General features: G+C 70.9%; 24 protein-coding genes. 15 read left to right on the plus strand and 9 right to left on the minus strand.

Annotated features, from left to right (window positions below; all coding sequences use genetic code 11):
- Nucleotides 1-33 precede the first annotated feature (33 nt).
- Together AB0H52_RS00110 and cofD are read right to left on the minus strand one after the other, a co-directional pair.
- On the minus strand, nt 34-1,122 hold the full coding sequence (locus tag AB0H52_RS00110; protein ID WP_278124133.1) for a coenzyme F420-0:L-glutamate ligase: 1,089 nt from the start codon (nt 1,120-1,122) through the stop codon (nt 34-36).
- Nucleotides 1,119-2,066 (minus strand): 2-phospho-L-lactate transferase, encoded by a 948-nt coding sequence (gene cofD, locus AB0H52_RS00115; protein WP_357944189.1) that lies wholly within the window; start codon nt 2,064-2,066, stop codon nt 1,119-1,121. The genes AB0H52_RS00110 and cofD overlap by 4 nt, the downstream gene beginning before the upstream one ends.
- A gap of 98 nt (nt 2,067-2,164) precedes the next feature.
- On the opposite strand from cofD, the gene AB0H52_RS00120 reads away from it, so the two are divergent.
- From AB0H52_RS00120 to AB0H52_RS00145, 6 genes are all read left to right on the plus strand, one after another.
- On the plus strand, nt 2,165-3,145 hold the full coding sequence (locus AB0H52_RS00120) for a hypothetical protein (RefSeq protein ID WP_357944192.1): 981 nt from the start codon (nt 2,165-2,167) through the stop codon (nt 3,143-3,145).
- 148 nt (nt 3,146-3,293) lie between these two features.
- Nucleotides 3,294-5,837, plus strand: coding sequence for a bifunctional FO biosynthesis protein CofGH (locus AB0H52_RS00125; protein WP_151492590.1), 2,544 nt, complete (start codon nt 3,294-3,296; stop codon nt 5,835-5,837).
- A gap of 38 nt (nt 5,838-5,875) precedes the next feature.
- Complete coding sequence (locus AB0H52_RS00130) at nt 5,876-6,154, plus strand: hypothetical protein (protein ID WP_151492592.1); 279 nt, start codon at nt 5,876-5,878, stop codon at nt 6,152-6,154.
- A 51-nt stretch (nt 6,155-6,205) separates the two neighbouring features.
- A complete protein-coding gene (locus AB0H52_RS00135; RefSeq protein WP_151492594.1) occupies nt 6,206-7,600 on the plus strand; it encodes a DUF4331 domain-containing protein in 1,395 nt (464 codons plus the stop codon).
- Nucleotides 7,601-7,620: 20 nt separating this feature from the next.
- Nucleotides 7,621-7,950, plus strand: a complete 330-nt coding sequence (locus tag AB0H52_RS00140) for a phospholipase (protein WP_278124126.1) — start codon at nt 7,621-7,623, stop codon at nt 7,948-7,950.
- Between the two features lie 468 nt (nt 7,951-8,418).
- Nucleotides 8,419-8,676: a WhiB family transcriptional regulator gene (locus AB0H52_RS00145; RefSeq protein WP_007455784.1), complete on the plus strand. Its 258-nt coding sequence runs from the start codon at nt 8,419-8,421 to the stop codon at nt 8,674-8,676.
- Nucleotides 8,677-8,710: 34 nt separating this feature from the next.
- On the opposite strand, the gene AB0H52_RS00150 is transcribed toward AB0H52_RS00145, so the two are convergent.
- A complete protein-coding gene (locus tag AB0H52_RS00150; protein WP_074316962.1) occupies nt 8,711-9,160 on the minus strand; it encodes a metallopeptidase family protein in 450 nt (149 codons plus the stop codon).
- A gap of 153 nt (nt 9,161-9,313) precedes the next feature.
- Here AB0H52_RS00150 and AB0H52_RS00155 point away from each other — a divergent pair, with 153 nt between their 5' ends.
- Nucleotides 9,314-9,679, plus strand: a complete 366-nt coding sequence (locus tag AB0H52_RS00155; protein ID WP_151492597.1) for a DUF3499 domain-containing protein — start codon at nt 9,314-9,316, stop codon at nt 9,677-9,679.
- Nucleotides 9,680-9,684: 5 nt separating this feature from the next.
- Here AB0H52_RS00155 and AB0H52_RS00160 read toward each other — a convergent pair whose 3' ends face one another.
- On the minus strand, nt 9,685-10,119 hold the full coding sequence (locus AB0H52_RS00160; RefSeq protein WP_305069496.1) for an FAD-dependent oxidoreductase: 435 nt from the start codon (nt 10,117-10,119) through the stop codon (nt 9,685-9,687).
- Nucleotides 10,104-11,450, minus strand: a complete 1,347-nt coding sequence (locus AB0H52_RS00165; protein ID WP_151492599.1) for an aspartate aminotransferase family protein — start codon at nt 11,448-11,450, stop codon at nt 10,104-10,106. Before AB0H52_RS00165 ends, AB0H52_RS00160 begins: the two co-directional genes overlap by 16 nt.
- Before the next feature lie 542 nt (nt 11,451-11,992).
- On the opposite strand from AB0H52_RS00165, the gene AB0H52_RS00170 reads away from it, so the two are divergent.
- Both AB0H52_RS00170 and AB0H52_RS00175 read left to right on the plus strand, forming a co-directional pair.
- Complete coding sequence (locus AB0H52_RS00170) at nt 11,993-12,811, plus strand: helix-turn-helix transcriptional regulator (RefSeq protein WP_357944199.1); 819 nt, start codon at nt 11,993-11,995, stop codon at nt 12,809-12,811.
- Nucleotides 12,802-13,005: a DUF397 domain-containing protein gene (locus AB0H52_RS00175; protein ID WP_151492601.1), complete on the plus strand. Its 204-nt coding sequence runs from the start codon at nt 12,802-12,804 to the stop codon at nt 13,003-13,005. The genes AB0H52_RS00170 and AB0H52_RS00175 overlap by 10 nt, the downstream gene beginning before the upstream one ends.
- 71 nt (nt 13,006-13,076) lie before the next feature.
- On the opposite strand, the gene AB0H52_RS00180 is transcribed toward AB0H52_RS00175, so the two are convergent.
- Nucleotides 13,077-13,589, minus strand: coding sequence for an Lrp/AsnC family transcriptional regulator (locus AB0H52_RS00180; protein ID WP_151492603.1), 513 nt, complete (start codon nt 13,587-13,589; stop codon nt 13,077-13,079).
- A 216-nt stretch (nt 13,590-13,805) separates the two neighbouring features.
- Here AB0H52_RS00180 and AB0H52_RS00185 point away from each other — a divergent pair, with 216 nt between their 5' ends.
- The 6 genes from AB0H52_RS00185 to AB0H52_RS00210 are packed head-to-tail and all read left to right on the plus strand — an operon-like array spanning nt 13,806 to nt 20,511.
- Entirely contained in the window at nt 13,806-14,990 is a 1,185-nt protein-coding gene (locus AB0H52_RS00185) for a spermidine/putrescine ABC transporter substrate-binding protein (RefSeq protein WP_357944203.1), read from the plus strand.
- Nucleotides 14,991-14,995: 5 nt separating this feature from the next.
- Complete coding sequence (locus AB0H52_RS00190; protein ID WP_357944206.1) at nt 14,996-16,147, plus strand: ABC transporter ATP-binding protein; 1,152 nt, start codon at nt 14,996-14,998, stop codon at nt 16,145-16,147.
- Nucleotides 16,144-17,052: an ABC transporter permease gene (locus AB0H52_RS00195; RefSeq protein ID WP_151492891.1), complete on the plus strand. Its 909-nt coding sequence runs from the start codon at nt 16,144-16,146 to the stop codon at nt 17,050-17,052. Before AB0H52_RS00190 ends, AB0H52_RS00195 begins: the two co-directional genes overlap by 4 nt.
- Nucleotides 17,049-17,891 (plus strand): ABC transporter permease, encoded by an 843-nt coding sequence (locus AB0H52_RS00200; RefSeq protein WP_225854826.1) that lies wholly within the window; start codon nt 17,049-17,051, stop codon nt 17,889-17,891. Before AB0H52_RS00195 ends, AB0H52_RS00200 begins: the two co-directional genes overlap by 4 nt.
- Nucleotides 17,888-19,309, plus strand: a complete 1,422-nt coding sequence (locus AB0H52_RS00205; RefSeq protein ID WP_357944210.1) for an FAD-dependent oxidoreductase — start codon at nt 17,888-17,890, stop codon at nt 19,307-19,309. Before AB0H52_RS00200 ends, AB0H52_RS00205 begins: the two co-directional genes overlap by 4 nt.
- A complete protein-coding gene (locus tag AB0H52_RS00210; protein ID WP_151492889.1) occupies nt 19,309-20,511 on the plus strand; it encodes a saccharopine dehydrogenase C-terminal domain-containing protein in 1,203 nt (400 codons plus the stop codon). Before AB0H52_RS00205 ends, AB0H52_RS00210 begins: the two co-directional genes overlap by 1 nt.
- A 1,605-nt stretch (nt 20,512-22,116) precedes the next feature.
- Here AB0H52_RS00210 and AB0H52_RS00215 read toward each other — a convergent pair.
- From AB0H52_RS00215 to AB0H52_RS00225, 3 genes are all read right to left on the minus strand, one after another.
- Nucleotides 22,117-22,464, minus strand: coding sequence for a DUF779 domain-containing protein (locus tag AB0H52_RS00215; protein WP_151491886.1), 348 nt, complete (start codon nt 22,462-22,464; stop codon nt 22,117-22,119).
- Complete coding sequence (gene adh, locus AB0H52_RS00220; protein ID WP_357944214.1) at nt 22,461-23,966, minus strand: aldehyde dehydrogenase; 1,506 nt, start codon at nt 23,964-23,966, stop codon at nt 22,461-22,463. The genes AB0H52_RS00215 and adh overlap by 4 nt, the downstream gene beginning before the upstream one ends.
- Nucleotides 23,967-24,050: 84 nt before the next feature.
- Entirely contained in the window at nt 24,051-25,292 is a 1,242-nt protein-coding gene (locus AB0H52_RS00225; protein WP_357944217.1) for a GAF domain-containing protein, read from the minus strand.
- Between the last annotated feature and the right edge of the window lie 32 nt (nt 25,293-25,324).

Raw genomic sequence — 25,324 nt, forward strand, 5'->3', positions numbered from 1 at the left:
CGGCCGCGACGCCGGGCCGGCCCGGCCCGGCGGTCACAGGGCGAGCGCGGCGCTCGCCGTGCTGCCGGAGGGCGGGGGGAGCAGGGTCGACCCGATGCCCTCGGCGGCCAGGGCGACGCGCAGGCGGTGCAGGTCGGCGCCGAAGCGGACCAGGTCCATCGGGTCCACCGGGGCCGGCGGTGCGCCGAGCACCAGGGCGGTGGCGCTGTCCGGCCAGCCGGGAACGTCGGCGATCAGGCCGGCGCGTACCTCCGATTCGTCGACCAGGGTGAAGACCGTGCCGGGCGCGACCACGCCGGCAACCGCCTCGATCGCCCGTCGCGTGGCCGCCGGATCGGCCGGCGTCGGGCCGGGACCGTCGGTCAACGTGACGGCGTCGGTCAGGCCGGCCGACCGGGCCTCGGCGGTGCCGAGCGAGAACAGGTCCTGCGCGGCGTCGCGGACCAGCACCCGCGCGCCACCGCCGTCGTCCGGGCCGGTGGCGGACAGGTATCCGCGGACCACCGCGACCGGGACCTGGTCACACTTGCCCTTGATCAGCTCACCGGCGCCGGCCAGCTCGTCCACCACGGCCATCTGGGTCAGTTGCAGCTCGTTACCGTACGGGTCGACCTCGCCCCGGTGGTCGCGGATGGCCGGCATCCCCGCCACCCCGAGCGCCACGTCGGTGAGCCCGTTGCGCCAGGGCCGACCCATGGTGTCGGTGATGATCACGGCGACGTCCAGGCCGTAGTGCTCCCGCAGCGCGGCGCGCAGCGCGCGGGCCGACGCGTCCGGGTCCACCGGGAGCAACACCAGCCGCGTCTTGTCCACGTTCGACGCGTCGATGCCGGCGGAGGCCATCACGAAGCCGTGATGCGTCTGCACGATCCGGGTCGGCCCCCGGCTGGCGACGACCCGCGCCGTCTCGGCGGCCAGCACCTCGTCCCGGGCGGCGAGGCGCTCGGGACCGTCCGCCGGAACGTCGACCAGCCGCCCCTCCGCCTTCGACACGATCTTGCTGGTGACCACCAGCACATCACCGTCGTGCAGCCAGGGCGCGGCGGTCGCGATCAACGCCGCCAGGTCGTCCCCCTCGGTCACGTGGCCGATGCCCAGCACCGGCAGGATCTCCAGCCTCACGTCAACACCACCGCGGCGCGGACCATCGCCGCCGTCGCCGCCTCGTCGGTCATCCGCAACGGCACCGCGCGGACCGTCACCTCCGGCACCACCGTGCCCGCGTCCTCCTCGGCCACCAGCCATCCGTCCAGCAGGCCACCGGCCGGCCGGCCGCCGTAGAGCCGGCCCACCCCCGCCGCGCTGCACTCGACACCGAGCACGGCCAGGCAACGGTCGGCCATCCCCCGGACGGGCGCGCCACCGATGATCGGCGAGACACCCACCACCGGCGCGGGCGCGTCGGCCACCGCCTCGCGCAGGCCCGGAACGGCCAGCACCGGCGCGACGCTCACCACCGGGTTGCTCGGTGCGATCAGCACCAGATCGGCCGTACCGATGGCGTCCAGCACCCCCGGCGCCGGCTTGGCCGTCTCCGCGCCGACGAAGACGAAACGGTGGGTCAGGATGTCGGCCCGGTACCGCACCCACCACTCCTGGAAGTGGATCGCCCGCTGGCCCTGGTCGTCCTCGACCACCGCGTGGGTCTCCAGGCGGTCGTCGGTGGCCGGCAGCAGGCGTACGCCCGGCTCCCAGCGGGTCGACAGCGCCTCGGTGACCGCGCTGAGTGGGTAACCGGCGTTGAGCATGGTGCTGCGGACCAGGTGGGTGGCGATGTCCTTGTCGCCGAGGCCGAACCAGGTCGGCTCCGCCCCGTACGCGGCCAGCTCCGTCTTGACCGTCCAGCTCTCCCCGACCCGGCCCCAGCCCCGCTCGGGGTCGGCGCCGCCGCCGAGGGTGTACATGACGCTGTCCAGGTCGGGACAGATCTTCAACCCGTGCAGCCACAGGTCGTCGCCGACGTTGACGACGGCGGTCACCTCGGCGCCGACCTCGCGGGCGTACGCCCGGACGCCGAGCAGGAACCGGGCGCCGCCGATGCCGCCGGCCAGAACCACGATGCGCATGTCGACCATCCTCGCGCACGTGACGCCTCCGGTCCGCCGGTGGCCGGGGAGACTAGGCTCACGTGCGCCCTGTCCGTCCACGCCCCGAGGGGGAGCTCGTGACCAGCCCCGCCGAGCCCGCGTCCACCGATGCGACGCAGGCCCGTCAGCTGACCAAGCCACTACGCGAACTGGGCGCGCTCGCCCTGCTCGGCGCCAACGCCGTGTTCCTCTTCGTGGGCCTGCTCCGGCTGATCGCTCCGAACGACTACAGCGACTTCACCGACCGCGCGGGCGGTGCCTTCTTCGCGTTCATCGGGGTGGAGGCGGTGGTCCTGCCACTGCTGGCCGTGCTGTTGGCCACCCACGTCTCGCCGGTGCTGCCGAAGGCCAAGCTGATCACGCAGGTGGCGCTCGGCGAGTACGCGGTCAGCGCCCTGTTCGGCACGCTGACCATGCTGATCTGGACGGTGGGCCGGCTGGCCAAGGCCGAGGTGCTCGACGCGCTGCTCGGCGTCCTCACCCGCTTCGCCTGGCTGGTGATCTTCGCGGTCGCCGCCTGGGTGGTCTACACCGTCTGGCGCGCCCTCTACTACGTGCCGAGGCCGAAGCCGCAGCCGGGCGTCTACGGTCAGCCCCAGCCGGGCTGGCCGCAGCAGGGTGGTTGGCCGGGTCAGCCCGGTGGCCAGCCGCAGGGCGGGTGGCCCGCTCCCGGCCAGCCGGGCGGATACCCGCAGGCCGGCCAGCCGGGCGGCTACCCGCCGGGGCAGTTCGCCGGCCAGTACGGCCAGCCGTCGCCGACGTTCCCGCAGTCGGCGCCGCCGCACCCCCAGTCCGCGCCGCCGTTCCCGGCCGCTCCGCAGTCGGCGCCGCCGGTGAATCCCGCCCCGCAGTCCGCCCCGCCGTCCCCGGCCGCCCCGCCGTTCGGGCAGCCGCCGTCGGCCGACCCGACGCAGACCATCCCGCGTCAGTCGGCTGCCCCGGCGCCCGGCGACCCGACGTCCGCCGACCCGACCCAGGCGATCCGCCGCCCCGCGGACACGGACACCGACCGTACCCAGCACATCAACCCGGGCGAGCACCCCGACCAGCCGCGCTGAGCCGGCGCCAGCAGAGCTTCTCGATCACCGCCGCACCCCCAAGGGGTACGGCGGTGTCCGGGTCTGCCGTGAGCAGGAGCGGGTGCCGTTTCCCGCGCTGCGGGCCGGGCCTGGTGGTGCGGGCACGCGCGGCGCATAGGGTGAGCGGATGGTTGATCGCACCCACTCCGGCCCGAGCGACGCTGCCGTGCGGCGGGCACTGGGCCGGGCCGCGACCGGTCGGGCACTGGACGTCGACGAGGCGACCGCGCTGCTCTCCGCCCGCGGTGACGCGCTCGACGAGCTGCTCCGGGTGGCCGGTGGGATCCGCGACGCCGGCCTACGCGAGGCCGGGCGGCCGGGCGTGGTCACGTACTCGAAGAAGGTTTTCATCCCGCTGACCCGGCTCTGCCGGGACCGCTGCCACTACTGCACGTTCGCCACCGTGCCGCACCGGCTGCCGGCGCCGTTCCTCGACCGTGACGAGGTGCTGGCCATCGCCCGCGAGGGGGCCGCGCAGGGTTGCAAGGAAGCCCTGTTCACCCTGGGTGACCGGCCGGAGGAGCGCTGGCCGGCGGCCCGGAGCTGGCTGGACGAACGGGGCTACGACTCCACACTGGATTACCTGCGCGCCTGCGCGGTGGCCGTGCTGGAGGAGACGGGGCTGTTGCCGCACCTCAACCCCGGAGTGCTGTCCTGGTCGGAGCTGCAACGGCTCAAGCCGGTCGCGCCGAGCATGGGCATGATGCTGGAGACCACCGCGACGCGGCTCTGGTCCGAGCCGGGCGGCCCGCACTACGGCTCACCGGACAAGGAGCCGGCGGTCCGGCTGCGGGTCCTGGAGGACGCGGGCCGGGTCGGGGTGCCGTTCACGACCGGCATCCTCATCGGCATCGGTGAGACGCCGGCCGAGCGGGTGGACGCGCTCTTCGCGATCCGCCGCGCCCACCGGGAGTACGGCCACCTCCAGGAGGTGATCGTGCAGAACTTTCGCGCCAAGCCGGACACGGCGATGCGCGGCATGCCCGACGCGGAGCTGCACGACCTGGCCGCCACGGTGGCGGTGGCCCGACTGCTGCTCGGCCCGAAGGCCCGGATCCAGGCCCCGCCGAACCTCATCGCCGGCGAGTACGACCTGCTGCTGCGTGCCGGCATCGACGACTGGGGCGGCGTCTCGCCGCTCACCCCGGACCACGTCAACCCGGAACGTCCGTGGCCGCAGATCGAGGAACTGGCCCGGCACACCGAGCTGGCCGGGTTCACGCTGCGGGAGCGGCTGACCATCTATCCCGAGTACGTGCGCGCCGGCGACCCGTGGCTCGACCCGAGGCTGCTGCCGCACGTCAACGCGTTGGCCGACCCGAGTACCGGCATGGCCGTGGAGTCGGCCATGCCGCAGGGTCGCCCCTGGCAGGAGCCGGAGGAGGTGTTCGGCGGGCGGACCGACCTGCACGCCACCATCGACACCACCGGGCGCACCGACGACCGGCGCGGCGACTTCGACAGCGTCTACGGCGACTGGTCCGAGGTGGCCGGCAAGGTCACCCCCGAGGCGGTCGCGCGCCGGGCCGGCGTACCCCCGGTGCCGGCCCGCAGCGGTGCGGACCGTGACCTGGCGGCCGGGCTCAAGCTGGCCGCCGACGACCCGGCGGCGCTGCTCGACCCCGCCAACACCGACGCGGCGCTGGCGTTGTTCGCGGCGGACGGGCCGGCGCTCGACGAGGTGTGCCGGCTCGCCGACGACGTACGCCGCGACACGGTCGGCGACGACGTCACCTACGTGGTCAACCGCAACATCAACTTCAGCAACGTCTGCTACGTGGGGTGCCGGTTCTGCGCGTTCGCCCAGCGTGAGCGGGACGCCGACGCCTACCGGCTCTCCGTCGGGCAGGTCGCCGACCGGGCCGAGGAGGCCTGGGCGGCCGGTGCCAGCGAGGTGTGCCTCCAGGGTGGCATCGACCCGAAGATGCCGGTCACCGGGTACGCCGACATCGTCCGCGCCATCAAGGCCCGGGTGCCGGGGATGCACGTGCACGCGTTCTCCCCGATGGAGATCGTCACCGCCGCCGCGAAGGCGGGCGTGCCGGTTCGCGAGTGGCTCACGCAGCTGCGCGAGGCAGGGCTGGACACCATCCCGGGCACCGCCGCGGAGATCCTCGACGACGACGTGCGCTGGGTGCTGACCAAGGGCAAACTGCCGGCCGCCGCCTGGGTCGATGTCGTCAGCACGGCCCACGAGCTCGGCATCCGGTCCAGCTCCACGATGATGTACGGCCACGTCGACCATCCCGGGCAGTGGCTGGCGCACTTCCGGGTGCTGGCCGGCGTGCAGGACCGTACCGGCGGGTTCACCGAGTTCGTGGCGCTGCCGTTCGTGCACACCAACGCCCCGATCTACCTGGCCGGCATCGCCCGCCCCGGGCCGACCTGGCGGGAGAACCGGGTGGTGCACGCCATGTCCCGGCTGCTGCTGCACGGCCGGATCGACAACATCCAGTGCTCCTGGGTGAAGCTCGGCGACGAGGGCACGGTGGCGATGCTCCAGGGTGGCTGCAACGACCTGGGCGGCACACTGATGGAGGAGACCATCTCCCGGATGGCCGGCTCCGGTAACGGTTCGGCGCGTACCGAGGAGCAGTTGCGGGCCATCGCGAAGGCCGCCGGACGTCCGGCGCGCAAGCGATCGACCGCGTACGGTCACGTTCGGCCCTGAGGTCGAACCTTTTCCCGCCGCCGCCCGTACCACGCGGCATGACCAGTGATCAGCGGAAGCGGCCCTGGCCGCGACTGACCCGCCGGCAGACGTTGACCGCCGCGGCCAGCGCCACCCTCGGCGCCGCCGCGCTCACCGTGCCGGGTCTGTCGGCCGCCCAGAACGCGCCGGGCGCGGCTGGCCGGGCCGACGAGCCGATCGTCGTGCACCTGCGCGACGCGGCCTCCGGAACGATGGACGTCTTCGTCGGCGAGACCCGGATCGAGGTACGTGACCGCGGGCTGGCGGACCGGCTGCGGCGTGCCGCTCGGCGCTGACCCGACGCTCCATTCCCACCATCTGTCCCCGCCCAGTGAGGTTGGTCCGCCATGTCTTCCCACCGCGAGGCACCGGAGATAGCCAAGGATCCGGTCGCCGACAGCTCCGACCTGTACGCGTTCGTGAGCCCCGACAAGCCCGACACGGTGACGCTGATCGCCAACTACGTGCCGTTGCAGCTCCCCTCCGGAGGGCCGAACTTCTTCGAGTTCGGCGACGACGTGCGGTACGAGATCCATATCGACAACGACGGTGACGGCAGTCCGGATGTCACCTACCGCTTCGAATTCACCACCGAGATCACGAACCCGAACAGTTTTCTCTACAACACCGGCCCGATCGATTCGCTGGACAGCAGGAACTGGAACCGGCGGCAGTTCTACAGCCTGACCCGGGTGGCCGACGGCCGGGAGCATCGGCTGGCGCACAAGCTGCCCTGCCCGCCGTGCAACGTCGGCCCGCTGTCCACCCCGAAGTACGCCGATCTGGTCCGGCAGGTCACCTACACGCTCTCCACCGGGGAGCGGGTCTTCGCGGGGCAGCGCGCGGACGGCTTCTTCGTCGACCTGGGTGCGATCTTCGATCTGGGCACGCTGCGGCCGTTCCAGCAGTTGCACGTCGCCGGCAAGAAGATCTTCAAGGCCGAGGGGGAGCCGGTCAACGCCACCGACCGGATGAACGTGCACAGCCTCGCGGTGCAGGTGCCGCTGAACCGGGTGCGCCGGCGCGCCAGTCGGTACGGCGCGGCTGATTCGGCTTCGATCATCGGAGTGTGGACGTCCGCGTCGCGCCGGCAGGTCCGGGTGCTCGGCGACCGGGTTGCGGCGGACACGTCGACCGGCCCGTTCACCCAGGTCTCCCGGCTGGGCAATCCGCTGTTCAACGAGGTCATCGTGCCGATGTCCAAGAAGGACCTGTGGAACTCGCTGCCGCCGTCGGAGGACAAGCGGTTCGCGCAGTTCGTCGAGCGGCCCGAGTTGGCGGCGCTGCTGCCGGCGCTCTACCCGGACGTCTTTCCCAACCTGGACAAGCTCAACAAGGCGAAGAAGGCCCGCGCCGACCTGGTGGCGATCCTGCTCACCGGCGTGCCCGCGGGCCTGATCGACGGCTTCACCAACGCCGCCGGCGACGTGCAGGCCGACATGCTGCGGCTGAACACCGCGATCCCGCCGACCAAACGGCCGGACCGGTTCGGGGTGCTCGGCGGCGACCTGGCCGGCTTCCCGAACGGGCGACGGGTCGGCGACGACGTGGTCAGCATCGCGTTGCGGGCGATCGCCGGGGTGACCGTCCCGCTGGTGGACAAGACGTTCCGTCCGGACGCGGCGGCCGGCGCGGTCACGCCGGGGTTGAGCGCCGCCGACGTGACCGCCCCGTTCCTCGGCAACTTTCCCTACCTGGGTACGCCGTACGACGGGTTCAACAACCCGCCGGCGTCGTCCTGACCGGGGCGGGGGACCAGCGGATGCACGAGCACGCGTACGGGGCGTCGGAGACCGCGAGCGTCGTCCTGGAACTGGGCGGCGAGACCGGCGCGTTGATCCTCTACACCGGTCGGGATCTGCACGGCCGGGAGATCGAGATCAGCCGGGGTGGTGACCGGCGGGTCCACTCGGCGGTGCGGGAGCGCCGGGTGCGGGACGGCTCGTTCCACAGTGCGGTCTATCCGGATCTGCCCGCCGGCATCTATACCGTCTGGTGGGACGAGGACACGTCCGTCGGCACAGTTTCTGTCCATGGTGGAGAGATTGCCGAGTTCGTGTGGCCCAGCAGCGGTTTTGGTGCTGCAGGCTGACCTCCCCGCGCTGGTTCCACCGTCGCGCCCCGTCCACATCGTGGACGGGGCGCGAACGTCGTCCTCGGCTCGACGGGCGGTCTGCGCCGCGTCGCGTTAACCTGTCCCCCACCAAGATCAGCTTTACGGGAGGGGGTCGTCCGATGTGTCTGGCGCCGTCATGGCGACGACTCGTCGGAGGCGCGCCACGGCAGAAAAGTCGGGCAACTCGCCGGAGAGGGCGTTACTCGGCCGGGGTCTGAATCGATAGGGCAGGTTGCGAGGCTGGACGACCCGAGTGGTCGGCCGGGGGTGTCGGGAGGGCGACCCCATTATCAAGTTTGGCTTGACGGCGCACGCATTACACGCGTGTAATTTGAATGGGGTTGTTCGCACGGAACGCAACAAAACGGGACCGGACGGACAAGCACGCCTTTCGCGTGGGGGTTGCAGCGGCGATGACGCCGGTGCGCGACAAGGAGGCATTTGATGGACGGCCAGCTTGAGGTGGCCGACCTGCTCGGAAACGCGCCGGAGTGGCAGGAGCGGGCGCTGTGCTCGCAGACCGACCCCGAGGCGTTTTTTCCCGAGAAGGGCGGCTCGACCCGCGAGGCGAAGCGAATCTGCTCGCGCTGCGAGGTCAAGACCGAATGCCTCGAATACGCTCTCGGGCACGACGAGCGGTTCGGCATCTGGGGCGGGCTCTCGGAGCGGGAACGGCGCAAGTTGAAGCGGCGGGCCGCCTGAGCGGTGCGAGTCGGGGCGGTGGGGGCCGCCCGGCTCAGGCCAGCTCGTCGGGGTCGACCCCGAGCAGGTTCGCCACCTGTTCGATGATCACGTCATGCACGAGGTCGGCGAGGTCCTCACGGTCCATCGCCCGGAACTCCAGAGGCCGCCGGTACAGCACGATCCGCGGCGGCACCTCCTGCCGGCCCGGGCGGCCGGGCAGCAGCCGGGCCAACGGGACCTCGCCGTCCTCCAGCACGTCGGAGTCGTAGACGTTCAGGTCCGGCGGGACGTCCTCGACCGCGAACTCGACGCCGGCCAGCTCCTTGGCGAACCGCCGCTCCAGCGTTTCGACGGTGTCCAGGACCAGGTCGTCGAAGACCTCCGCCTTCGTGCGGGCCAGCGGTACGGTGGCCGGCACCAGCCGTCCGCGCAGGCCACGCCCGTGCCGGTCGCGGTGCGCACGGCGACCGGAACCGGGGCGGCGGTGTTCCGGACTCGTCATGAGGGAAAGCGTAGCCCCCGCTCCGGGCTGGTCAGCGGCAGCGCCGCCCGCGTGGCGCGGCGCGTACCGGACCGGTGAATTGTGATCACCGCGACGGGCGTGTCGCAACGCGAAGCGATGCGCCGGACCCGGTAATGGAGATACCCTGCCGCCGTGAGGTCACCACGGCGCTGCTCCCGTAACGGCTGCCCCCGGCAAGCGGTCGCCACATTGACCTATGTCTACAACGAGTCGACGGCGGTGGTGGGTCCGCTGGCCGCGTTCGCCGAGCCGCACACATACGACCTGTGTGAGCCGCACGCCCGCAGCCTCACCGCCCCCCGCGGCTGGGACGTGGTCCGGCACGAGGGTGAGTTCGAGCCGCCACCGCCCACCACCGACGACCTCGTCGCGTTGGCCGAAGCCGTCCGTGAGGCCGCCCGTCCCGCTCCCCGCCCTCCGGAGCCCGACCAGACCCACGACAACCCGCACCAGACCGGCCGGCGCGGCCACCTCCGGGTGATCCCTCCCAACCACTGATCCGATCAGTGGCCGAGGAGGCGGGAGAAGGCTGCCGCCCGTCGGGAGGGGCGGTCGGTTCGGGATTCCGCCGCGACCACCCGGCCCACCTCGCGGACCGTGTCCTGGATGGCCCGCTGCATGGCGATCGCCGCGTCCCGGCCGTGCCGGCGGGCCAGCCCGGTCAGTGACGTGGGCAGGAGCGCGGAACACCAGCCTCCGTTGCGGCCGGAAGCCCCGTACCCCGCGATCTCCTTCTCCAGGACGACGACCCGCAGCGAAGGGTCGGCGCGGGCCAGGTGGTACGCCGTCCACAGCCCGGTGTAACCGGCCCCCACGATCACCACGTCGACGTCTGCGTCGCCGGGCAGTGCCGGCCGCGGGGTCAACGGTTCGTCCAGGGTGGACAGCCAGTACGACAGGTCCCGGTAGCGACCGGCGCCGCTCAGAGCCGCGCCCATGCCTCGGTGAGCACCGTGCGCAGGATCTGCTCGATCTCGTCGAAATGCTGCTGCTCGGCGATCAGCGGCGGGGCGAGCTGCACGACGGGGTCGCCCCGGTCGTCGGCCCGGCAGTAGAGCCCGGCTTGGAACAGCGCGGTGGACAGGAATCCGCGCAGCAGCCGCTCCGACTCGGCCTCGTCGAACGTCTCCCGGGTCGTCTTGTCCTTGACCAGCTCGATGCCGTAGAAGTAGCCGTCGCCCCGGACGTCGCCGACGATCGGCAGGTCGTGCAGCTTCTCCAGGGTGGACCGGAAGGCGTCCTCGTTGGCGCGTACGTGCCCGACCAGGTCCTCGCGGGCGAAGACCTCCAGGTTGGCCAGGGCCACCGCGCAGGAGACCGGGTGCCCGCCGAAGGTCACCCCGTGGGCGAACATGCCGGTCTCGGTGAGGAACGGCTCCATCAGCCGGTCGCTGGCGATCATCGCGCCGAGCGGGGCGTACCCGGAGGTGATGCCCTTCGCGGTGGTGATGATGTCCGGTTGGTAGCCGTAGCGCACGGCGCCGAAGTACTCGCCGAGCCGACCCCACGAGCAGATCACCTCGTCGGAGACGAGCAGCACGTCGTACGCGTCGCAGATCTCCCGGACCCGCTCGAAGTAGCCGGGCGGGGGCGGGAAACATCCGCCGGAGTTCTGCACCGGCTCCAGGAAGACCGCCGCGACCGTGTCCGGACCTTCCCGCTCGATGGCCCGGCCGATCTCGTCGGCGGCCCAGCGGCCGAACGCCTCGGCGTCGTCACCGTGCTCGGGCGCCCGGTAGAAGTTGGTGTTCGGTACCTTGATCGCGCCCGGCACCAGCGGCTCGAAGTCGCTCTTGATGCCCGGCAGGCCGGTGATCGACAGGGCGCCCATCGAGGTGCCGTGGTAGGCGATGTACCGGCTGATCACCTTGTACTTGTTGGGCTGACCGGTGCGCTTGAAGTAGGCGCGGGCCAGCTTCCATGCCGCCTCGACGGCCTCGGACCCACCGGTGGTGAAGAAGACCCGGTTGAGGTCGCCCGGGGTGAGGGTGGAGATCTTCTCGGCCAGCTCCACGGCCTTCGGGTGGGCGTACGACCACAGCGGGAAGTAGGCCAGCTCGCCGGCCTGCTTGGCGGCGGCCTCGGCCAGCTCGGTGCGGCCGTGCCCGGCGTTGACGACGAAGAGCCCGGCGAGCCCGTCCAGGTAGCGGCGACCCTGCGCGTCCCAGACGTACGCGCCCTCGCCGCGCACGATGGTCGGCACCTCGCTGGCGGAGTAGCTCGCCATCCGGGTGAAGTGCATCCAGAGGTGGTCGGTGGCGTTGGCCATGTCAGCCCCATCGGTCCGTCGGGCCGGTCAAAGGGGTGAGGCCGGCCGCACTGCCAACGGTTATCGCACAGTCCGGGGCTCGGAGGCAAGTGGTATCAGTGGTGTTATGAGGCCGAAGCAACGGAATCAGCGAGCGGTTTCGGTCTCAGCAACGGATTCCGCATCGCCGTGCGGCCCTGTCGGTAGGGGGCGCGACGCTGTAGAGCTGCCCCAGATCTGGGGCAGCCGCCTGGCGCACTGGCCCCCTGGCGCCGCGCTTATTGGTTGATCCACTCCGGTTCGCCGATGTCGGGGTATCGGGGCGTGGTTGATACCGCGTTTTCGGCGATGTCGAGTGGATCACCATCAGGGCCGGCGTGGATCGGCATGGATCGGCGTGGACCGGGCTCGGGACGCTCGCTGGACACCTTCGGGGCAGGCGGGGGCATCCTGGGTGCGCCCCAACACGTCCCACCGCAACACGCCGGTAGGCCGCAGACACGAGCACGCAGCGTGGCTAACGTGCGCCGCAACGTGCATGGTGACGCGTCGCGGTGCGTCTAATGGGCGGGGGATCCCCGCCACGGCACGCAGGAACGGCGGGAGGATCGGTGGCGAACGAGGCGTTGCGGGTGGCGATGGCCGAGGCGGGGGAGACGGTCGAGTCCCTGGCCGAGAAGGTCCGCGTCGACCCCAAGACGGCGGCACGGTGGCTCGCTGCGGGACGGATTCCGCATCCGCGTACCCGGATCGCGGTGGCCGAGGTCCTGCGCCGGGACGCGGCAGACCTCTGGCCGGAGCCGTTCCGCCGCCGCGACCTGCCGTGGTTCCGACCGTGGGCCGAGCTGGAACAGGACGCCGCCTCGCTGCGCTCCTACCAGCCGCTGCTCGTGCCGGGCCTGCTCCAGACCGAGGGGTACGCCCGCGCGATCCTGAGCACCGGTGGACTCGTCGCACCGTCCGAGGTGGACGAGATTGTGGCGAGCCGTATCCAGCGGCAGGCGATCCTTCGGCGCGATGCCCCTCCGCAGCTCGTGGCGGTGATCGACGAGGTGGTGCTGCGCCGGCCGGTCGGCGACCGCGCCGTGATGGCCGGTCAACTGGCCCACCTCGCAAGAGTGGCTGAGGGGGAGCACGTGCAGGTCCGCGTGATCCCGGCCGAGAGTCCGTGGCACACCGGTCTGGCTGGACCCTTCGTCCTTGGTCGGCTGCCGGACGGGACGGAATTGGCGTATCTCGACAACCAGCTCCGTGGTCAGGTCGTGACCGATCCTCTCGACGTCGCTAACCTGGGACGCAGGTGGGAGAGCGTCACCGGTGAGGCGTTGCCCCAACGTCAGTCGATCGAGCTGATCAGGGAAGTGGCCACGACATGGACATGACCGACGCGCGCTGGCGCACCGCGACCCGCAGCAGCAACAACGGCGGTGACTGCGTCGAGGTGGCCGACAACCTGCCCGGCCGGGTGCTGGTGCGCGACAGCAAGGACCGCGACGGCGGCACCCTGACCTTCGCGCCGACCGCCTGGACGTCGTTCGTCGGCGCGGTGGGCACAGTCCGCGCGGCCGGGCGCTGATCCCCTCGGATCACGGAAATCGGGGCATCAGCGCAGCGCGGACACCCCGACTTCCCGCCAAGAAGTGAGCGTCAGGCCGTACCCCAGGTGTAGGTCTGCTTGCGCAGCTTGAGGTAGACGAACGCCTCGGTGGAGAGCACCCCGGGCACCGCGCGCAGTCGTTGCAGGATCTCCAGCAGGTGGTCGTCGTTGCGGCAGACCACCTCGGTGAGCAGGTCGAACGACCCGGCGGTGATGACCACGTAGTCGACCTCCTCCAACTCGGCGAGCCGGTCCGCGACCGCCTCCAGGTCGCCGTCGGTGCGCAGCCCGATCATCGCCTGGCGGGGGAAGCCGAGTTGGAGCGGATCGGTCACGGCGACGATCTGCATCACGCCGGAGTCGAGTAGTCGCTGCACCCGCTGGCGGACCGCCGCCTCGGAGAGCCCGACCGCCTTGCCGATGGTGGCGTACGGTCGGCGGCCGTCCTCCTGAAGCTGTTCGATGATCTGCTTGGCCACGTCATCCAGCAGAGCGTGATTGGCGCCTTCACGGACAGCGACGCGCCGACCGCCGTTGTTGCTGTCCTGCTGCCGGTTCGTCATCGTGCGCTCCCCATGTCCCGAATCGTGATGTCGCGCGTGTGTCCCCGCGCAGTCTGGCGTATTTCGTCGTACATCGCTAATCCCGCAACGGAATCCCTTGTAAGGGAGGGGTCCTCATGTCAGGATCAGTCGTCCATGGCAACTGACCCTCCCGACATTCCCGCCGGCGCGCCTCCCCCCGTCCCGCCCGCCGACGATGACCCCCTAGGAGTCGTCATGCGTACTCCCCTCCGGCCCCTCTCCCGGCGTGGACTGCTCACCGGCACTCTCGGTTCGGCCGCTCTGCTCGCCACGGGCGGCAGCCTCGCCGGCTGCGGCACCAAGGGCGCGCAGCAGACCGAGGCCGGCTGCGTCAGCGAGGACCTGTCCGGCACCGAGAAGAAGCTTGCCTTCTCCAACTGGCCGCAGTACATGGACGTGGACGAGAAGGACGAGTCCAAGCGGCCCAGCCTGGACGAGTTCATCACGAAGAGCGGCATTCAGGTCACCTACACCGAGGACATCAACGACAACAACGAGTTCTTCGGCAAGGTGCAGAACCAACTGGCGGCCTGCCAGAGCACCGACCGGGACATCATCGTGCTGACCGACTGGATGGCGGCGCGGATGATCCGCCTCGGCTGGATCCAGAAGCTCGACCCCGCGAAGATCCCGAACGTCCAGGCGAACCTGCTGCCGTCGCTGCTCAACCGTTCCTTCGACAAGGACAACCGGATCTCGATCCCGTGGCAGTCCGGCCTGGCCGGGTTGGCGTACAACGGCAGCGTCACCAAGGAGCTGCGGACGGTCGACGAGCTGCTCACCCGGCCCGACCTCAAGGGCAAGGTGACGGCGCTCAGCGAGATGCGCGACACGATGGGCCTGCTGATGCAGTCCAACGGGCACGACCCGGCCAACTTCACCGCCGCCCAGTTCGACGATGCCCTCAACAAGCTCAAGAAGGCCGTCGACTCGGGGCAGATCCGCAAGTTCACCGGCAACGACTACGCACCGGACCTGGCCAAGGGCGACATCGCCGCGTGCATCGGCTGGTCCGGGGACGTCATCCAGCTCTCCAGTGAGAACGAGAAGGTGCAGTTCGTCGCGCCCGACTCCGGCGTGATGCTCTACAGCGACAACATGATGGTCCCCAACAAGGCCACCCACAAGGGCAACGCCGAAGCACTGATCAACTACTACTACGAGCCGGCCGTCGCCGCGACACTCGCCGCGTACGTCAACTACATCTGCCCGGTCAAGGGCGCCCAGGCCGAGATGGAGAAGATCGACCCGGAGCTGGCCGCCAACCCGCTGATCTTCCCCGACGAGGCGCTGCTGTCGAAGTCCACGGTGTTCATGGCCCTGGACGAGAAGCAGGAGAGGGAGTACGAGGGCAAGTTCCAGCAGGTCATCGGGGCGTGACGGGAATGGCGAGCGAGACAACGGCCGGCGACCTGCGCCTGGCCAACCTCACCAAGCGGTTCGGCATCTTCACGGCTGTTGACGACCTCAGCCTGACGATTCCGCAGGGCTCGTTCTTCGCGCTGCTGGGCGCGTCCGGCTGCGGCAAGACCACCACCCTGCGGATGATCGCCGGGCTGGAGGAACCGACAAGCGGTCAGGTGCTGCTCGGCGACCGCGACATCGCCCGGCTGCGGCCGTACAAGCGGCCGATCAACACCGTGTTCCAGAGCTACGCGCTCTTCCCGCACCTCACCATCTTCGAGAACGTGGCCTTCGGGCTGCGCCGTCGCGGCATCCGCTCGGTCGACGACGAGGTCACCCGGATGCTGTCGCTCGTGCAGCTCGACGGCTTCGGCCCGCGCCGCCCGGCCCAGCTCTCCGGCGGCCAGCAGCAGCGGGTAGCGCTGGCCCGCGCGCTGATCAACCAGCCGCAGGTGCTACTGCTCGACGAGCCGCTCGGCGCGCTCGACCTGAAGCTGCGCCGGCAGATGCAGATCGAGCTGAAGCGGATCCAGACCGAGGTCGGCATCACCTTCGTGCACGTCACCCACGACCAGGAGGAGGCCATGACGATGGCCGACACCGTCGCGGTGATGAACGCCGGCCGGATCGAGCAGCTCGGCGCCCCGGCCGACATCTACGAGTTCCCGGCCACCGCGTTCGTCGCGAACTTCCTCGGCCAGTCCAACCTGCTCGCCGGCGAGGCCGCCGGCACGAGCGGCGGCGAGGTCGCGGTGACGGCGCACGGCGCGCGCTTCTCGGTGCCCGCCGGCCGGTCGCGGGCCGACCGCGGACCGGTCCACCTGGGGGTACGCCCGGAGAAGCTGCATCTGGTCGGCTCCGCCGACCAGGTGCCCGCAGGACATCAGCACGTCACCGGGGTGGTCAGCGACGCCTCCTACGTCGGGGTCAGCACGCAGTACCTGCTGCGCACCGGCTGGGGCACCGAACTGTCGGTCTTCGCGGCGAACAGCGGGACGTCGGCGCGGGTGCCGGTCGGCAGTGAAGCCGTGGCGTACTGGGATCCACGGCACGCGTTCCTGCTGCCCCGCGACGCCGCCGACACCGACCGGACGGCACCGGTGCTCGACGAGCCGGTGGGTGCGTCGTCGTGACCCTCCTGGCCCCCACCGGATCGGGGCAGGCGCCACCCGCGCCACCGGCAGCCCGGTCCGGGCGACACCGGCTCCTGCCGTACCTCCTGCTGCTGCCCGGCGCGGCCTGGCTGCTCATCTTCTTCGGTGTGCCGCTGGTGCAGCTCGCGGCGGCCAGCCTGTACGACCCCGGCGGGTCGCTGTCCACCGGGTACGCGCTGACCTGGGCGTTCGGCAACTATCCGGACGTGGTGCAGGCGTATTGGCCGCAGTTCCTGCGCTCGTTCGGCTACGCCGGTCTGGCCCTGGTGCTGGCGCTGCTGCTGGGCTACCCGCTGGCGTACGCGATCGCGCAGAAGGCCGGCCGGTGGAAGAACCTGCTGCTGGTGTGCGTGGTCGCGCCGATGTTCACCAGCTTCCTGGTCCGCACTCTGGCCTGGAAGACGATCCTGTCGGACAACGGCGCGCTCGTCGGCCTGCTGCGTGACGTGCACCTGCTCGCCCCGGACGGCCGGCTGCTGGCCACCCCGTTCGCGGTGGTGCTCGGCCTGACGTACAACTTCCTGCCGTTCCTGGTGCTGCCGCTGTACGCGAGCCTGGAGCGGCTCGACTACCGGCTGCTGGAGGCCGCCACCGACCTGTACGCGAGCCCGGTGCAGGCGTTCCGCCGGGTGACGCTGCCGCTGTCCATGCCCGGCCTGGTCGCCGGCACGCTGCTGTTCTTCATCCCGGCCAGCGGCGACTACATCAACGCCGAACTGCTCGGCACCCCGAACGAATACATGATCGGCAACGTCATCGACTCGGCGTTCCTGGTCCGGCTGGACTACCCGCAGGGCGCCGCGCTGTCGTTCCTGCTGATGGCGGCGATCCTCGCGGTGGTCTTCGGCTACCTCCGTCGAGCCGGCACTGAGGAGGTGCTGTGAGGGTCTCCCGTTGGCTCGCGGACCGTTGGGTGATGATCGTGGCGTTGCTGGTGCTCGGTTACCTGGCGTTGCCGATCCTGGTGGTGGCCGGGTTGTCGTTCAACCGGCCGTCGAGCCGGCTGTCGTACGACTTCAACGAGTTCACCCTGGACAACTGGCGTCAGCCCTGCGCCACCTCGGACATGTGCGACGCCGTCGTCCGCAGCGTGCAGATCGGCTTCATCGCCACGGTCGTCGCCACCGTGCTCGGCACGCTGATGGCGTTCGCGCTGGTCCGGCACCGCTTCCGTGGCCGGGCCGGCATCAACGTGCTGATCTTCCTGCCGATGGCCACCCCGGAACTCGTGATGGGCACCTCGCTGCTGGCCCTGTTCGTGTCCGCGGGGGTGCCGCAGGGCTTCTGGACCATCGTGATCGCGCACGTCATGTTCTGCGTGTCGTTCGTGGTGGTCACCGTCAAGGCGCGCCTCGCCGGGATGGACCGGCGGCTGGAGGAGGCCGCCATGGACCTGTACGCCAGCGAGTGGCAGACCTTCCGGCGGATCACGCTGCCGCTGGTGCTGCCCGGCATCGTGGCCGCCGCGCTGCTGGCGTTCTCGTTGAGCTTCGACGACTTCATCATCACGAACTTCAACGCCGGCACCACCGTCACGTTCCCGATGTACGTCTGGGGCGCTGCCCAACGGGGCATCCCGCCGCAGGTGAACGTCATCGGCACCGCGATGTTCGCGATCGCCCTGCTGCTGGTGGGCCTCAGCTCGCTGCGCGGACGGCGGGCCCGCCGGGCCAACCTGCTGGCCGCCGCGCCCGCTGCCCGTCCGGCACGCCGGCCGTCATGAACCTCCCGCATACCAGCCGGGCGCTGGCCGACGCGGCGCCCGTGCCGTACTGGCTGGACCGCCCGGAACGCCCCGACCCGCTGCCGCCGCTCACCGGCCCGCAGCACGCCGACCTGCTGGTGATCGGCGGCGGGTTCGGCGGGCTCTGGGCCGCACTGCTGGCCAAGCAGGCCGACCCCGATCGCGACGTGCTGCTCGTCGACGCCGGGACCTGCGGCTGGGCCGCGTCCGGGCGCAACGGCGGGTTCTGCGCCGCCTCCCTCACCCACGGCCTCGCCAACGGCGTCGACCGGTTCCCCGCCGAGGTCGGCGAGCTGGAACGCCTCGGCCGGGAAAACCTGGAAGCCATCGCCGCCACCGTTGCGGAGTTCGACATCGACTGCGACTTCGAGCGCACCGGCGAACTGGCCGTCGCCGTCGAGCCGTACCAACTCGACGGGCTGGCCGCCGACGCCGACCTGGCCCGCCGGTACGGCCACCGGGTGCGGCTGCTCGACCGCGACGAGGTGCGCGCCGAGGTCGACTCGCCGACGTACCTCGGCGGGATGATCGACGCCGACCGGGTGGCCATGGTGGACCCGGCGAAGCTCGCGTGGGGTCTACGCCGAGCCTGCCTCGACCTCGGCGTACGGGTGCACGAGCACACCCGGGTCACCGGGCTGCGCGCCGACCGTGCGGCGCTGCACGCGGTGACCGCCGGCGGGCCGGACGCCGCGCCCGGATCCGTGCGAGCCCGGCGGGTCGTGCTGGCCACCAACGCGTTCCCACCGCTGCTGCGCCGGCTGCGGGCATACGTGGTGCCGGTCTACGACCACGTGCTGATGACCGAGCCGCTCACCCCCGCCCAACGGGACGCGATCGGCTGGCGCAACCGGCAAGGGCTGGCCGACACCGGCGACCAGTTCCACTACTACCGGATCACGTCCGACGGGCGGATCCTCTTCGGCGGCTACGACGCCGTCTACCACTACGGCAACCGGGTCGCTCCGGAGCTGGAGCAACGCCACGCCACCTTCACCACCCTCGCCGAGCACTTCTTCACGACGTTCCCGCAGCTCGCGGACGTGCGCTTCAGCCACCGCTGGGGCGGCGTCATCGACACCTGCACCCGGTTCTGCCCGTTCTACGGCACCGCGTACGGCGGGCGACTGGCGTACGCCGCCGGCTACACCGGCCTCGGCGTGGGCGCGACCCGCTTCTCCGCCCGCGTGCTGCTCGACCTGCTCGACGGCCGGGACACCCCGCTGACCCGGCTCGACCTGGTCCGCCGCAAGCCCCTGCCGTTTCCGCCGGAACCCGTCCGCGCGGTCGGCATCAATCTCACCCGCCGGTCCCTGGCCCGCGCCGACGCGCGCGAGGGCCGGCGCGACCTGTGGCTCCGTACTCTCGATCGTCTTGGTTTGGGGTTTGATTCCTGATGCGTGTCCTGCTCGTCGGCGCCGGTGGCGTCGGCTCCGCCGCCGTAGCCATCGCCGCCCGACGGTCCTTCTTCGAGACGGTGGTGGTCGCCGACTACGACCTGGACCGCGCCGGCCGCGCGATCACCGGGCACGGCGACCGCTTCGTCGCCGCCCAGGTGGACGCCTCCTCGGCCGACGCCGTCGCGGCGCTCTGCCGGGAGCACCGGATCACCCACGTGTTCAACGCCGTCGATCCGCGCTTCGTCATGCCGATCTTCAACGGCGCGTTCTCGGCCGGCGCGGACTACCTGGACATGGCGATGTCGCTGTCACACCCGCACCCCTCGCAGCCGCACGTGCGGACCGGGGTGAAGCTGGGTGACGAGCAGTTCGCGGCGGCCCCCGCCTGGGAGGAGGCCGGCCGGTTGGCGCTCGGCGGCATCGGTATCGAGCCCGGCCTGTCCGACGTGTTCGCCCGGTACGCCGCCGACGAACTGTTCAGCGAGATCGACGAGATCGGCATCCGGGACGGGGCGAACCTCACCGTCGACGGCTACGACTTCGCGCCCTCGTTCTCCATCTGGACCACCGTCGAGGAATGCCTCAACCCGCCGGTGGTCTGGGAGGCCGACCGCGGCTGGTACACCACGGAACCGTTCTCCGAGCCGGAGGTCTTCCACTTCCCCGAGGGCATCGGGCCGGTCGAGTGCGTCAACGTGGAGCACGAGGAGGTGCTGCTCATCCCGCGCTGGGTCGACGCCAAACGGGTCACCTTCAAGTACGGCCTGGGCGACGAGTTCATCGGCGTGCTGAAGACGCTGCACAAACTCGGCCTGGATTCCACCCGGCCGGTCTCCGTGCGGGGCGCTTCGGTCTCTCCCCGGGACGTGGTGGCGGCCTGCCTGCCCGACCCGGCCACTCTGGGTGAGCGGATGCGCGGCAAGACCTGCGCCGGCACCTGGGTACGTGGCCTCGGCCCCGACGGGCAGCCCCGCGAGGTCTACCTCTACCACGTCGTCGACAACGAATGGTCGATGCGGGAGTACGGCCACCAGGCGGTGGTCTGGCAGACCGCCGTCAACCCGGTGGTCGCGCTGGAGCTGCTCGCAACCGGCGCCTGGTCCGGTGTGGGGGTGCTCGGCCCGGAGGCGCTGCCCCCGGTGCCCTTCCTCGACCTGCTCACCGCCTACGGCTCTCCGTGGGGCATGGAGGAGCGCTAACCCCCACCCCCGCTGACGACATCCCGACACATCGTCGGAGGCCCTCTCGGGTTTGCATGAACCGATCGCAGGAGGCCGCGATGCGCGGGGATCCGCGGCTTTTGCCCGCACGATCGGCCCTACCCGTTCAACCCGAGGGATCGCACCAGGTGTCAACTCGTCGCCGCGGAAATCGCCCATCGATCATCCCGGTCGGAGCGAATGTCGCAGGTGACCGGCGTGACGGCGGATCGGTAGCGGGAACGGCCCCGCCTACGTCGATGGCGTCGTCAAGGTCGTCGGCAGCGACATCTACGACCTGGACCGCGACAACGACGGCTACGGCTGCGATTGACCCCGCCCGTTCAGCCTCGCGTCGATCATGGAGTTGTGGTGGCCGATCCGTGCCATTTCGAGGCATCTATCCGGCACCACAACTCCATGGTCGACCCGGTGGGTGAGTCGGGGCGCGTAGCACGGTCGGAGCTCTTTTGGGCGTTGTGCACAGGGGCGGTGGTTGTCCACAGGGCGCTGGGTCGGGGTGGCAGGCTTCCGGCTTGGTGCTGCAGATTCCTGCGACATGGCAGAGCGTCTGTATCGATACTCGGAGCTACTCGCCGCGGGCCTGAGTCGGGAACAGGTGCGCAGGCTGGCTGACAGGTCCCGACTGCACCGACTGTCGCGGAGCGTGTACGCGCCCTCGGGCGATCCGGCTCGGCACCTGCCGGCGATCTTCCGACGGTTGCCGGACACCGCTGTTGTTGGCTTCCACACCGGTGCGCAGCTGCACGGTTTCGGAGACGCCCGCAGTTCCGACGTGCACATAATCGTGCCGGCAGGGGAGCGGGTGCCGCATATTCGCGGGGTCGTCGCCCACGAGGCGGTGCTGCCGGTACGCGACCCGGTGGTTCTGGCTGGAGTGCCGTGTGCGCCCGCTGCCCGGTGCGCGGTCGACCTCGCCCGATCATTGTGCCGGCTGGACGCGATGCCACTTCTGGATCTGTGTCTTCGCTCAGGCGCGTGTCGACCCGAGGACCTTCTGGTTGAGGTCGCTCGGCACGAGCGCCTGCGTGGCATCTGCCAGGCGCGGGATCTGGTGCCGCGGGCGGACCCTCGTGCGGAGTGCCGGCAGGAGAGTCAGCTTCGCATGGTGATGATCGACGGTGGACTGCCCGCGCCGGAGCCGCAGATCTGGGTCCCGGACAGCAACGGGGTGCCGCTCTACCGTCTCGACCTTGGCTATCGGAAGCGCCGAGTCGGTGTCGAGTACGACGGATCGTCCCACCTGGACCGTGACCGCCTCCGCCGCGATCGATCCCGGATGAACTGGTTATCCGCTCACGGCTGGCAGATGCGTCACTTCACCGACGTGGACCTCTACCGCCGCCCCAGTCACATAATCGCCACTCTGACCCCCTCCTCCACCCCTAAACCCGCCGTTTGCTCCAACCCGCCGCCCCTACCCCTCCCTGGGCCCAGCCCTCACCGTCGATCATGGAGTTGTGGTGCCTCGCAAAGGGTGCATTAAGGCATCTTCTCCCCACCACAACTCCATGATCGACGCGGCGGGGTGGGGGTGGGGCGGGCGCGGCGGGGTGGGGTGGGGTGGGGTGGGGTGGGGGACTGTTAGGGCGCTAGGTGGGAGCGGATGAGGAAGCGGAGGCCTTCGGGGGCTTCCAGGGAGAAGCCGCTGCCTCGGCCGGGGACCACGTCGACGGTCAGTCTCGTGTGTTTCCACAGGTCCCACTGGGCGGTCGACATCCAGAACTCGACCGGCTCGGACACCCCGTCGACCGAGAGCGAGGCGAGCAGCACGTCCGACGAGCCGGTGCGGAACTCGCCTGCCGGGAAGCACATCGGGGCGCTGCCGTCGCAGCAGCCGCCGGACTGGTGGAACATCAGCGGCCCGTGCCGCCCCCGCAGCGACCGGATCAACTCGGCCGCTGCGGGGGTGAGTGAGACGACGGACATCAGAAGAATCCGAGCTTCTGGGTGGAGTAGCTGACCAGCAGGTTCTTGGTCTGCTGGTAGTGCTCCAGCATCATCTTGTGGTTCTCCCGGCCGATGCCGGACTGCTTGTACCCGCCGAACGCGGCGTGCGCCGGGTACGCGTGGTAGCAGTTGGTCCACACCCGCCCGGCCTGGATGGCCCGCCCGGCCCGGTAGGCGGTGTTCATGTCCCGGGACCACACGCCGGCGCCCAACCCGTACAGGGTGTCGTTGGCGATCTTGACGGCGTCGTCGAGGTCGGCGAAGGAGGTCACCGAGACCACCGGGCCGAAGATTTCCTCCTGGAAGATCCGCATCGAGTTGTCGCCCTCGAAGATGGTCGGCTCGACGTAGTACCCGCCGGACAGGTCGCCGCCCAGGTCGGCGCGCGACCCGCCGGTGAGCACGCGAGCGCCCTCCTGCCGGCCGATGTCCAGGTAGGACAGGATCTTCTCCAACTGGTCGTTGGAGGCCTGCGCGCCGATCATCGTGTCGGTGTCCAGGGGGTGCCCCTGCGTGATCTGCTCAGTGCGGGAGACCGCGGCGGCCAGGAAGTCGCTGTAGTGGCCCTGCTGGATCAGCGCCCGGGACGGGCACGTGCACACCTCGCCCTGGTTGAGCGCGAACATGGTGAAGCCTTCCAGGGCCTTGTCCAGGAAGTCGTCGGAGGTGGCGCTGACGTCGTCGAAGAAGATGTTCGGGCTCTTGCCGCCCAGCTCCAGGGTGACGGGTTTGATGTTCTCGCTGGCGTACTGCATGATCAGCCGCCCGGTGGTGGTCTCGCCGGTGAACGCCACCTTGGCCACCCGGGCCGAGGACGCCAGCGGCTTGCCGGCCTCCACCCCGAAGCCGTTGACGATGTTGAGCACGCCCGGCGGCAGCAGGTCCGCCACCAGCGACAGCCAGTAGTGGATGGACGCCGGGGTCTGCTCGGCCGGCTTGAGCACCACGGCATTGCCGGCCGCCAGAGCGGGTGCCAGCTTCCAGGTGGCCATGAGGATCGGGAAGTTCCACGGGATGATCTGCCCGACCACACCGAGCGGCTCGTGGAAGTGGTAGGCCACGGTGTCGTCGTCGATCTCGCCGAGCGAGCCCTCCTGGGCCCGGATCGCTCCGGCGAAGTATCGGAAGTGGTCGATGGCCAGCGGAATGTCCGCGGCGAGGGTCTCCCGGACGGGTTTGCCGTTCTCCCAGCTCTCGGCGATCGCCAGGGACTCCAGGTTGTCCTGCATGCGGTCGGCGATTCGGTTGAGGATCAGGGCCCGCTCGGCCACCGAGGTGCGCCCCCAGGCGTCGGCGGCGCCGTGGGCGGCGTCCAGGGCCTTCTCGATGTCCGGGGCGGTGCCCCGGGCCACCTCGGTGAAGGTTTGGCCGGTGACCGGGGTGGGGTTCTCGAAGTAGCCACCGCCGTGCGGCTTGACGTACTCGCCGCCGATGAAGTGGTCGTAACGGGACTGCCAGTGGGTGGGCGCGTCGTAGCGCGTCATGGTTACCTCCGCCGTCGTGGTGCGGGTGTGCCGACGGCGACGCTAGTTTCCAGAACGTTGCAGCCACGTTGCGCGCGTGAGGTCTTACTCCCCGGCAAGCTGGTCGATGCGGGCCAGGGCGAGCGGCCGGCGGGGCGTGCCCACTGGCAACGCCCGCGCCAGGGCCTGCCAGGCGGCCAGGTCGTCGGCGCCGGCGGGCGTCGCGGTCCACGCCGTGAGCAGCGCCGGGTCCGCGGTGGCCAGCACGGCCGCGCGGAGCTGGCCGTCGATCAGCCGGCGCAGTCGCGCCACTCCCGGCGCGTCCGATCCGGGCAGCAACGGCCCGGGGTACGCGTCGAGCGCGCCCGCGACATCGCCCTGGTCGAGCCGTGCGGCCATGGTGGTGAAGTCGGCCCGGATGGTGCCGCGCAGCCGGTACGGGCGGGAGTCGAGCAGCTCCGGCCCGAGCACCCGGCGCAACCGGGACAGCTCCGCGCGCAGGGTGACCGGGTGCAGCCGGTCGTCGCCGTAGAGGTCGAGGCCGAGCTGTTCGCCGGTGCGGCCTTCGGGGTGGTGCAGCAGCAGCACCAGCAGCTCGCTGTGTCGGCGGCCGAGTCGGATGCGTCGCCCGTCGATGCGCAGTTCCGCCTCGTCGCGACCGAGCGCGGTCACGACGGCGACGCCCGGCTGCACCGGTCGGTCCCCGGCGAGTTGCGCCTCGGCGGCGCGGGCGGTGGCCCGGACCAGCGCGAGGCTGTGCGGGTTGGCCAGGTTGTCGCCGCCGGTGATGTCGACCGCGCCGAGCAGCAGCCCGGTGGCCGGGTCGTGGATCGGCGCGGCCGCGCAGGTCCAGCGCTGCACCGGCCGGCTGAAGTGCTCGGTGGCGAAGATCTGCACGCTGTGGTCGACGGCCAGCGCGGTGCCCGGGGCGTTGGTGCCGGCGTGGGTCTCGTCCCAGCGTGCGCCGGGCACGAAGTTCATCCGCTCGGCGTGCCGGAGCACCCCCGGGTGCCCCTCGACCCAGAGCAGCCGCCCGTACGCGTCGCACACGGCCATCAGGTGCGCGCCGTCCTGCGCGATGCCGCCGAGCAGGTCCCGGAAGAGTGGCAGCACGCGGGCCAGCGGATGCGCGGCCCGGTACGCGGCCAGCGCGTCGTCGGTCAGGTCGACCGGCGGGGTGGCCTCCGGGTCGAGTCGCGCCGAGCGTTCCCAGGATCGACGGACCACCTCACGGACCCGGTGTGGCGCCGCGCCGGCGGTGAGGAACGCCTCGTGGGCGGCACCGACCTGCGCGATCCGCTCGGCCGGATCGACGCCGAACTCCAGGGCGAGCCACGGGTCAGCCATGGGGCGACCTCCTCGACCCCCATCGTGACGCA

The sequence above is a fragment of the Micromonospora sp. NPDC050695 genome (assembly GCF_040654415.1).
Taxonomy (GTDB): Bacteria; Actinomycetota; Actinomycetes; order Mycobacteriales; family Micromonosporaceae; genus Micromonospora.